This is a genomic window from Leptolyngbya sp. FACHB-36 (assembly GCF_014695955.1).
Classification (GTDB): domain Bacteria; phylum Cyanobacteriota; class Cyanobacteriia; order Leptolyngbyales; family Leptolyngbyaceae; genus FACHB-36.
The window spans coordinates 1-8,606 of record NZ_JACJPG010000653.1 but is presented as its reverse complement, the minus strand read 5'-3'; the positions used below and the strand labels follow the sequence as shown (position 1 = coordinate 8,606).

Here is an 8,606-nt window from a genome sequence, read left to right as displayed (position 1 = left end):
CTGTCGCCAAATCCAAAAATTGCCAGTGCGGGTGAGGCGGCTACTGTAAGCAAGCTAACGATCGTGCTGATACAGGCAAGATTCTTTATGGACATCACGCTGGATGAAGATGGGATGTTACTCATAATACACAGGTTGAATTTAGCCAAACAGAGCCGTGTGACGGAACCGCCTTTAGAATAGCGCCTGACAAGCCAGGTCTGCTCATTTTTCAATTCTGGTCGTAGCACTGACAGTGCACAGTGTTAAGTGATTCTGGCACACTTCCTACCCTGGAGCGATGACTGCTTTACTGCTTTATTGACTGCATTCAAAAGATTTGCATCCAGTGTCATCAATTTCACACGCTTGAATCCACTACAGTGGTAAAGGTATAGGAATCCATTTAAACAGTCCAGAGGATACCTCGGTATGCATCTGAGTGAACTAACCCACCCGAACCAGTTGCATGGGTTGTCGATTTATCAACTCCAGCAAGTCGCCCGGCAAATTCGTGAAAAGCATCTACAAACCGTGGCGGCCAGTGGAGGGCATTTGGGACCAGGTTTGGGCGTGGTGGAACTGACCCTTGCCCTGTATCAAACCTTGGATCTCGATCGCGACAAAGTAACCTGGGACGTGGGGCACCAGGCATATCCACACAAGTTGCTTACTGGGCGCTACAGCCGCTTCCATACGCTGCGGCAGAAAGACGGTGTGGCGGGCTATCTAAAGCGTTGTGAAAGCAAGTTTGATCACTTTGGAGCGGGACACGCGTCTACTAGCATCTCGGCAGCGTTAGGAATGGCGCTAGCGCGGGATCTGAAGGGCGAGAAGCACAAAGTCGTTGCGGTCATTGGTGACGGAGCCTTGACGGGTGGTATGGCGCTGGAAGCGATTAACCACGCAGGTCACCTACCCAAAACGAATCTGATGGTCGTGCTTAACGACAACGAAATGTCAATTTCTCCCAATGTTGGCGCAATTCCCCGCTATTTAAACAAGCTGCGCCTCAGTCCGCCTGTGCAGTTCCTTGCCGATAACCTAGAGGAGCAATTCAAGCATTTGCCATTTGTGGGCGACTCGCTCGCACCGGAACTGGGTCGGGTCAAGGAAGGCATGAAGCGGTTGGCGGTGCCTAAGGTCGGAGCCGTGTTCGAGGAGTTGGGCTTCACCTACATGGGACCGATCGACGGACACAACCTGGAAGAACTGATCGCTACATTCCAGGAAGCGCACCAGCATACGGGACCCGTTCTAGTCCATGTGGCTACCGTTAAAGGCAAGGGTTATGAGGTAGCTGAGAAGGATCAGGTCGGCTATCACGCTCAAAATCCGTTTAATCTAGCAACGGGCAAGGCGATTCCTTCCAGCAAGCCCAAGCCACCCAGCTACTCCAAGGTGTTTGGCGAAACACTAACTAAGCTGGCAGAAAACGACTCGCGGATCGTTGGCATTACGGCAGCAATGGCAACGGGCACAGGTCTAGATATTCTACAAAAGCATCTTCCAGATCAGTACATTGACGTGGGCATTGCGGAGCAGCACGCGGTGACGCTGGCGGCTGGACTTGCCTGTGAGGGAATGCGTCCGGTTGTCACTGTGTATTCCACCTTTCTACAGCGCGCCTTTGACCAAATTGTTCATGATGTCTGTATTCAGAACTTGCCAGTGTTCTTCTGCCTGGACCGAGCGGGCATTGTCGGTGCAGATGGACCGACGCACCAAGGCATGTACGACATCGCTTACCTGCGCTGCATCCCGAATATGGTGCTGATGGCTCCCAAGAATGAAGCAGAGTTACAGCAGATGATCGTTACTGGAATTCAGCACACGGGACCGATCGCCCTGCGCTATCCGAGAGGAAACGGGTACGGTGTGCCACTGATGGAGGAAGGTTGGGAGGCACTGCCGATCGGCAAGGGCGAAATTCTTCGCCACGGTGACGATCTGCTGCTGCTTGGCTACGGCTCGATGGTCTACCCGGCAATGCAGACGGCTGAGATTCTCAGTGAGCACGGCATCGAAGCAACGGTGGTGAATGCTCGCTTTGCTAAACCACTGGATACGGAGCTGATTCTGCCGCTGGCTCAGCAAATTGGACGCGTGGTGACGCTGGAGGAGGGCTGCCTTCCGGGTGGATTTGGCTCTGTGGTTGCTGAAAGTCTGCTCGACGCGGACATTGCTGTGCCCCTTACCCGCATTGGCGTTCCCGACAAGCTGGTGGATCACGCAGAACCCAACGAGTCCAAAGCCGATTTGGGCTTGATGCCGCCGCAAATGGCAGAGCGGATTCTGAAGCTGTTTAGCCGTCATCCATCGACGATCGGTGTTTAAGCAGTGAATGGCAAGGGGGTGGGTTGAACTCACCCCGCTCAGCCCTGTAGATGTGGCGTACCGTGACGAAATTTGAAGGGCTTCCGCTTCAGGTCGGTGACTACCAGGTTCGACAGCTTAACCAAACTGCTGAATCGCTGCTGCAAGATTTGGTAAAGCGCTGTATAGACTATTACTTCCTGACCGATGACTTACGTCCATCGCCTTCAGCAGGTCGTGAAGTGTTGGAAGAGCTTCCACCAGGAAAAAGCGACGACGATAAGGCTGTGCTGGGGATCTTTGAGTCGTGCGATCGCGCGATCGGCGTCATTGAGGTTATTCGTGATTACCCTGACGCAGGCGTGTGGTATCTAGGGCTAATGATGCTTGACCCTGACTGGCGCAGTCGGGGAGTAGGGAGCCAGGTGTATGCCGCGCTTGAGCAGTGGTTAAACTCTCGTGGAGCGCAACAGATTCGCTTATGTGTGCTAACAGAAAATCCCAAAGGTGCCCGTTTTTGGCAGAGTATAGGGTTTGAAACAAGCCGAACACTGCCGCCAAAAACGTTTGGCAACAAGCAGCATGTTCGATTCGAGATGCAGCGATCGCTGTGTCAACATTAAGCAGTCATGCTGTTCTTAAACAAGAGCTTACCAATGGAGCCACCACAGCTAACGAAACCCTTTCCAGTTCTGGAAACCGATCGTCTACACCTACGTCAGCTAGAGCCATCGGATGTGCAGGATGTTTACGAGATTTGCTCAAACGCTGAAGTCACCCAATACTACGATTGCGATCCCTACACCGTCGTAGAGCAGGCTGAGCGATTCATTGCTCGGATGCAGCAGCGGTTTGCCAGCGGTGAAGGGATGCGCTGGGCGGTAACGCTACGATCGACCCACCAGGTAATCGGCACCTGCGGCTACAATAATCTCATTTTGCGGGGTGCGCGAGGTATCATTGGCTACGAACTCAAGCGGACTCACTGGGGGCACGGCTACATGCGAGAAGCCCTTCAGCCAATGCTTGCTTATGGCTTTGGTGTGCTCAACTTGAACCGCATTGAAGCGTTTGTTATGCTGGACAACCAGCGATCGAGCCACTTGCTCAGCCGCCTCGGATTTGTCGAGGAAGGCATTTTGCGAGAGTATGGCTTTTGGAAGCATTGCTTTTGGGATCTGCGCTGCTTTTCACTCCTAAAGCGAGACTGGCATTCATCTCTGTAACCGTCACCCACCACCTCCTCATGTCATCAACTCAGGTTTACCCCGTTACGTGGCACCACGATCGCGTTCATCTCATTGACCAAACCCGCCTGCCGAATGAGTACGCGGTTGTAGATATTACTCGCTACGACGATATGGCGTGGGCGATCGAAACCATGGTGGTGCGGGGCGCTCCCGCGATCGGCGTTGCCGCTGCCTATGGTGTCTACTTGGGAGCGCGGGAGATTCAAACGACCGATCGAGACACCTTTCTGACTCAGCTAGAAGAGGTGGCAAAGCGGCTCCGCTCCACTCGTCCAACGGCAGTGAACTTGTTTTGGGCGATCGATCGCATGACGAAAACTGCCCATCAAACCCTCGGTCCGGTGGAACATCTGAAGACCGTGCTGTTAGAAACGGCGCAGGCAATCAACGCCAACGACATCCGGACGTGTCAACAGATTGGCGATTATGGGCTAGCCGCGTTGCCATCCAAGCCTGGAAAGCTGCGGATTCTGACCCACTGCAACGCTGGGGCACTGGCGACCGCAGGGTACGGGACGGCTCTGGGTGTAGTTCGCTCTGCCTGGAGCGCAGGGCGACTAGAGCGCGTTTTCGCAGATGAAACTCGTCCTCGCTTACAGGGTGCCAAGCTAACGGCATGGGAGTGCGTCCAGGAAGGCATTCCGGTTACAGTCATCACCGACAATATGGCGGCGCACTGTATGCAGCGCGGCATGATTGATGCGGTTGTTGTGGGAGCCGATCGCATCGCCGCCAATGGCGATACCGCCAACAAGATCGGGACCTACAGCGTGGCGCTGGTGGCGAAAGCCCACAACATCCCGTTCTACGTCGCGGCTCCGCTGTCCACGATCGACTTTGCTATCGGTGATGGCAGCCAAATCCCGATCGAGGAGCGCCACCCCAGCGAGATTTATGAAATTGGCGATACGACGCTCTGCCCAAGCGGAGCGGAGTTCTACAATCCTGCGTTCGATGTAACGCCTGCCAGGCTAATTACTGCCATCGTGACGGAATATGGTGCGATCGCCCCGGCGAGTTTACAGGCAGAGCTAGCGACTAAACGGGTGGTTTGATTCAGAACTCGTAGGCGTGGACTAAGGCTGCTACAAAGGATTGATAGTCGCGGACAATCGCGGCAGGGCGACCGTTACCAGAGTCGATGATCAGATCACCGATCGTGTCGAGGGCGCGCTCGTTGATCGAATCGAGCAGCAGTTCCGGCATGGTCAGATTGGCTTCTGCCACTTGCTTGATCAGTGGAGCAGGATTGGGCTGCTCGACGATCGCCTTGAGCACCTGAAATTCGTATTCCGGCAGCTGCAGCATAAACTGGGTCCACTCGGCTGGTAGGTCAGCCGATTTCTCAGATTTGGACAGGCTCGGAAGCGTAACAGGTACGGCAGGTGGGCTTGAAACCGAAGTGTTAACAGCCTGCGTTAGAGGGACCGCCTTTGCCGATGCTTTCGCCGTCTGTCCGTTTTTACCACCTGATTTGGACGAGGTTCCGCTTCTGGGGGCAGACAAGGTGCGGTCCAAGTCCTCTTTTAAGCGGCGGCGGTCTTCAATCTGGGTGTCCAGTTCGCCAAGCTCGGTGTGCAGCGTGTTGATCTGCGTCTGGAGCTGCTTGAGGGCAATCTGGAGCGGATGAGACCCGGTTTCTAGCTCTTGTTTCTTGGTTTCGGTGTAGGACAAGAACTGCTCTAGCTCATCGCGGCAGCGCTCTAGCTCCTGGATGTCTGCCTTGAGAGTGCCAGAGGTCTCCTCTAGCTGCTGCTTCTGAGCAGTAAGGGTGGTCAGTTCTCGTGCTAGATGGTTGCGGGTCTGGCGCTGTTCGACGACCTGAGTGTTGAGCTGCTGTAGCTCTGCCTGAAGCGCATTGAGACTCGATTCAATTTTGCGTCGTCGGACGACCGCCTCCGAAAGAGCAACGTCCAAATTTTCAGGCTCTGCTGGAACCTGCAACTCAGTCGGAAGCGCATAGGGCGGAACGGGCATGACACCCGGCGGCATCGACAGATCCCAACTCAGGTTTGGCTGCGACGGCAACGGGGCGCTGGGCAAATGTCGCTGCTGGAGTTGGTGCTGGATGGAATTTAACATCAGGGCAGCCTGCTCCTTCTCCGCCGCAATTTCGGCGAATTCCTGATAGACTTCCATTCGCCGCTGCTGCAAGGCGTAAATGTGCTCCTTAAGGGTGAAAATGCGCTGCTCTAACCGCCCCAACGATCGCCGATGCACTACCGCCGCCGCTAGGTACACAGCAGGGAGCGTGATGAATGCCGTGGCGATCGCTCTACCCACGTCACGACTTGTCACCAAGCTGAGTACAAAACTGACGATGAAGGCAACAAACCCCAGAAGCAGCCGACTGTTTACCATCGCTAAATTACCAATGTAGCTTCATGGTACGTCTTCTCTGCATTAATAGTAGTCAATCTGTACTGAGGTGGCGTAGCACAGGTTGAACAATGTAGGCACTGTACGAAAAATCAGGCAGGAGTCAGCGGTGATGCAACTTAGGGCAGTGTTGAAATGGGTCGCAGGTGGGGTGCTGGCGATCGGCGCGGTGCTGACGATCGCAGCGCTGACGCCACGTCAGTGGGGGAGCCTGCCGCGCAGCGGCAACTGTGAGCATGTCATCTACGTCTCCAGCGATGGGTTTCACGTCAATTTGTTCGTTCCGGTTCGTACCGCGGCGTTTGACTGGAGCCAGCGCTTGAACCTGAACGAGCTCAGAGATCGTGCGCCTCAGTCCCCCTACCGCTATCTTCAGTTTGGCTGGGGCGATCGTGCTTTCTACATGAATACGCCCTCGTGGGATCGAGTGCAGCCTACCGACGCGCTGAGAGCGCTGTTTGCACCGTCCAACGCCTCGGCACTGCTGGTAAAAGGTCATACAGACATTCCCCACTACCCAAATGAGGAACTCAACTGCATTCGGCTCGGTCAGCGCGACTACCAAGCGCTGATGACGTTTATTGCCGGATCGTTTCAAGTCGGCGATCAAGGACCGATTCGGTTGGGCAGCGATCGGGAAGGAACCAGCAGCTTTTATGCAGCTCATGGTCACTATTCGGTGCTGCGAACCTGCAACTCCTGGACCGCAGAAGGACTCCGCGCTGCCCAAGTCAACACACCAGTTTGGGACGGACTCGCCACTGTCGTCATGCGTCAAGTCCGAAATGGCTGCTCCTGCAAAATCAGTGGATCCTAAACGTCAAGTTAAGCGCCAATTTCTCCCCAAACCTCCCAGTCTCCCTCGGAAGCGTTTATCCTACTGATTACGGAATCAGTCAACGAACATGCAGTTTTCCAAAATTTTGATTGCTAATCGCGGAGAGATCGCCCTACGGATTATTCGCACCTGCGAGGAGCTAGGGATTGCCACGGTCGCCGTCCACTCCACGATCGATCGCCACTCGCTGCATGTACAACTGGCAGATGAAGCGGTGTGCATTGGTGAACCTCCCAGCAGCAAAAGCTACCTCAACATTCCCAACATCATTGCGGCGGCGCTGACGCGCAACGCGACGGCAATTCACCCCGGCTACGGCTTTCTGGCAGAAAACGCTCGCTTTGCGGAGATTTGCGCCGACCACCAAATTGCCTTCATTGGTCCGTCGCCAGAGGCAATCCGAGGCATGGGCGACAAGTCCACCGCCAAGAAAACAATGCAGCGCGTGGGCGTGCCAACCGTTCCTGGAAGCACGGGGCTGCTGCTGGATGAAACCGAGGCGCGGGCGATCGCCCGCAAAATTGGCTACCCCGTGATTATCAAAGCCACGGCAGGCGGCGGCGGACGCGGAATGCGCCTTGTGCACGACGATAATAGCCTCAGCAAGCTGTTTGCCGCTGCCCAAGGGGAAGCCGCTGCCGCCTTCGGTAATCCGGGCGTCTACCTGGAAAAGTTTGTGCAGAGTCCGCGCCACATTGAATTTCAGGTGCTGGCAGATAGCTATGGGAATGTGATCCACTTGGGCGAGCGGGAATGCTCGATTCAGCGTCGGCACCAAAAGCTGCTGGAAGAAGCACCCAGTCCAGCGCTGTCGCCAGAACTCCGCGACAAAATGGGCGCGGCGGCTGTCCTTGCTACCAAGGCGATTAACTACCTGGGCGCAGGAACGGTGGAATTCTTGCTCGACAAGTCCGGCGAGTTTTACTTCATGGAGATGAACACCCGCATTCAGGTCGAGCATCCTGTGACTGAAATGATTACAGGGCTGGATTTGATCGCGGAACAGATTCGCATCGCTCAGGGTGAGCCACTGAAGCTAACGCAGGATCAGGTGATGCTGCGCGGACACGCGATCGAGTGCCGCATCAACGCCGAAGACCCGGATCACAATTTCCGCCCCAATCCCGGTCGCATCAGCGGCTACCTGCCTCCCAGCGGTCCAGGCGTGCGCATGGACTCCCACGTCTACACCGACTATGAGATCCCGCCCTACTACGATTCGCTCATCGGCAAACTGATTGTTTGGGGCAGCGATCGTCCATCGGCGATCAAGCGGATGCAGCGAGCGCTGCGCGAATGCGCCGTCACGGGCTTACCGACGACGATCAGCTTCCATCAGCGGATTCTAGAAACCCCAGAGTTTCAGCGGGGCGACGTGTACACCAACTTTGTCGAACAGGTGATGATGAAGCGCATTGGATAGAAGCCGCCTAATTCGCGCTGCCTAGACGCCCATGCGGTTTGAGGGGATCGATCGTCAGTTGGGTTGGTTGTTAGAATTCACCATATCCACGCGCACATCTACTTGAGTGGGATTGCCTTGAGTAATCACAGCGTAGCGGCTGGTGTTGATCCAGCGCGGGGAGCCATCGACCAAAATTCGCGCTTGCACTACGTAGTCATGGGTCGGCAGAATTTTGGTGGGATCGTACGTTAGCGAGAACGAAATCGGCACCTGCTTGCCCTTAGTTGGTAGGGTTTGCTCGGCGATCGTCACCGCAGGCGCATCAGGGCGGCTGACATCCAGCAGCTTAACTTCGACAACCGCACTGGGCGGAAGCGCAATCCGCTGTAAATAAAAGACGGTGCCTGTAACCACGGCAGTAGGACGGGGCGCTGTGGAC

The 8,606-nt window shown here is 55.4% G+C and carries 8 protein-coding genes; 6 read left to right on the top strand and 2 right to left on the bottom strand.

Translation table 11 applies throughout. The features are described 5' to 3' along the window. Positions 1–411 precede the first annotated feature (411 nt). From dxs to mtnA, 4 genes are all read left to right on the top strand, one after another. Positions 412–2,316 (top strand): 1-deoxy-D-xylulose-5-phosphate synthase, encoded by a 1,905-nt coding sequence (dxs, locus tag H6F43_RS20200; protein WP_190344831.1) that lies wholly within the window; start codon positions 412–414, stop codon positions 2,314–2,316. Between the two features lie 62 nt (positions 2,317–2,378). Beyond that, positions 2,379–2,918: a GNAT family N-acetyltransferase gene (locus H6F43_RS20195; RefSeq protein ID WP_190344829.1), complete on the top strand. Its 540-nt coding sequence runs from the start codon at positions 2,379–2,381 to the stop codon at positions 2,916–2,918. 6 nt (positions 2,919–2,924) lie between these two features. Further along, positions 2,925–3,521, top strand: coding sequence for a GNAT family protein (locus H6F43_RS20190; RefSeq protein WP_190344827.1), 597 nt, complete (start codon positions 2,925–2,927; stop codon positions 3,519–3,521). A gap of 20 nt (positions 3,522–3,541) precedes the next feature. Next, positions 3,542–4,600: an S-methyl-5-thioribose-1-phosphate isomerase gene (gene mtnA, locus H6F43_RS20185; protein ID WP_190344825.1), complete on the top strand. Its 1,059-nt coding sequence runs from the start codon at positions 3,542–3,544 to the stop codon at positions 4,598–4,600. Position 4,601: 1 nt separating this feature from the next. Here the strand turns inward: mtnA and H6F43_RS20180 are convergent, their stop codons facing one another. Then, a complete protein-coding gene (locus H6F43_RS20180) occupies positions 4,602–5,906 on the bottom strand; it encodes a tellurite resistance TerB C-terminal domain-containing protein (protein ID WP_190344823.1) in 1,305 nt (434 codons plus the stop codon). A 130-nt stretch (positions 5,907–6,036) separates the two neighbouring features. On the opposite strand from H6F43_RS20180, the gene H6F43_RS20175 reads away from it, so the two are divergent. Both H6F43_RS20175 and accC read left to right on the top strand, forming a co-directional pair. Continuing rightward, positions 6,037–6,741, top strand: a complete 705-nt coding sequence (locus H6F43_RS20175) for a DUF2459 domain-containing protein (protein WP_206754590.1) — start codon at positions 6,037–6,039, stop codon at positions 6,739–6,741. Positions 6,742–6,829: 88 nt separating this feature from the next. Continuing rightward, positions 6,830–8,185 (top strand): acetyl-CoA carboxylase biotin carboxylase subunit, encoded by a 1,356-nt coding sequence (gene accC, locus H6F43_RS20170; protein WP_190344819.1) that lies wholly within the window; start codon positions 6,830–6,832, stop codon positions 8,183–8,185. Positions 8,186–8,239: 54 nt separating this feature from the next. On the opposite strand, the gene H6F43_RS20165 is transcribed toward accC, so the two are convergent. Further along, the coding region (locus tag H6F43_RS20165) for a YbaY family lipoprotein (protein ID WP_190344817.1) at positions 8,240–8,606 on the bottom strand (367 nt) is incomplete at its 5' end.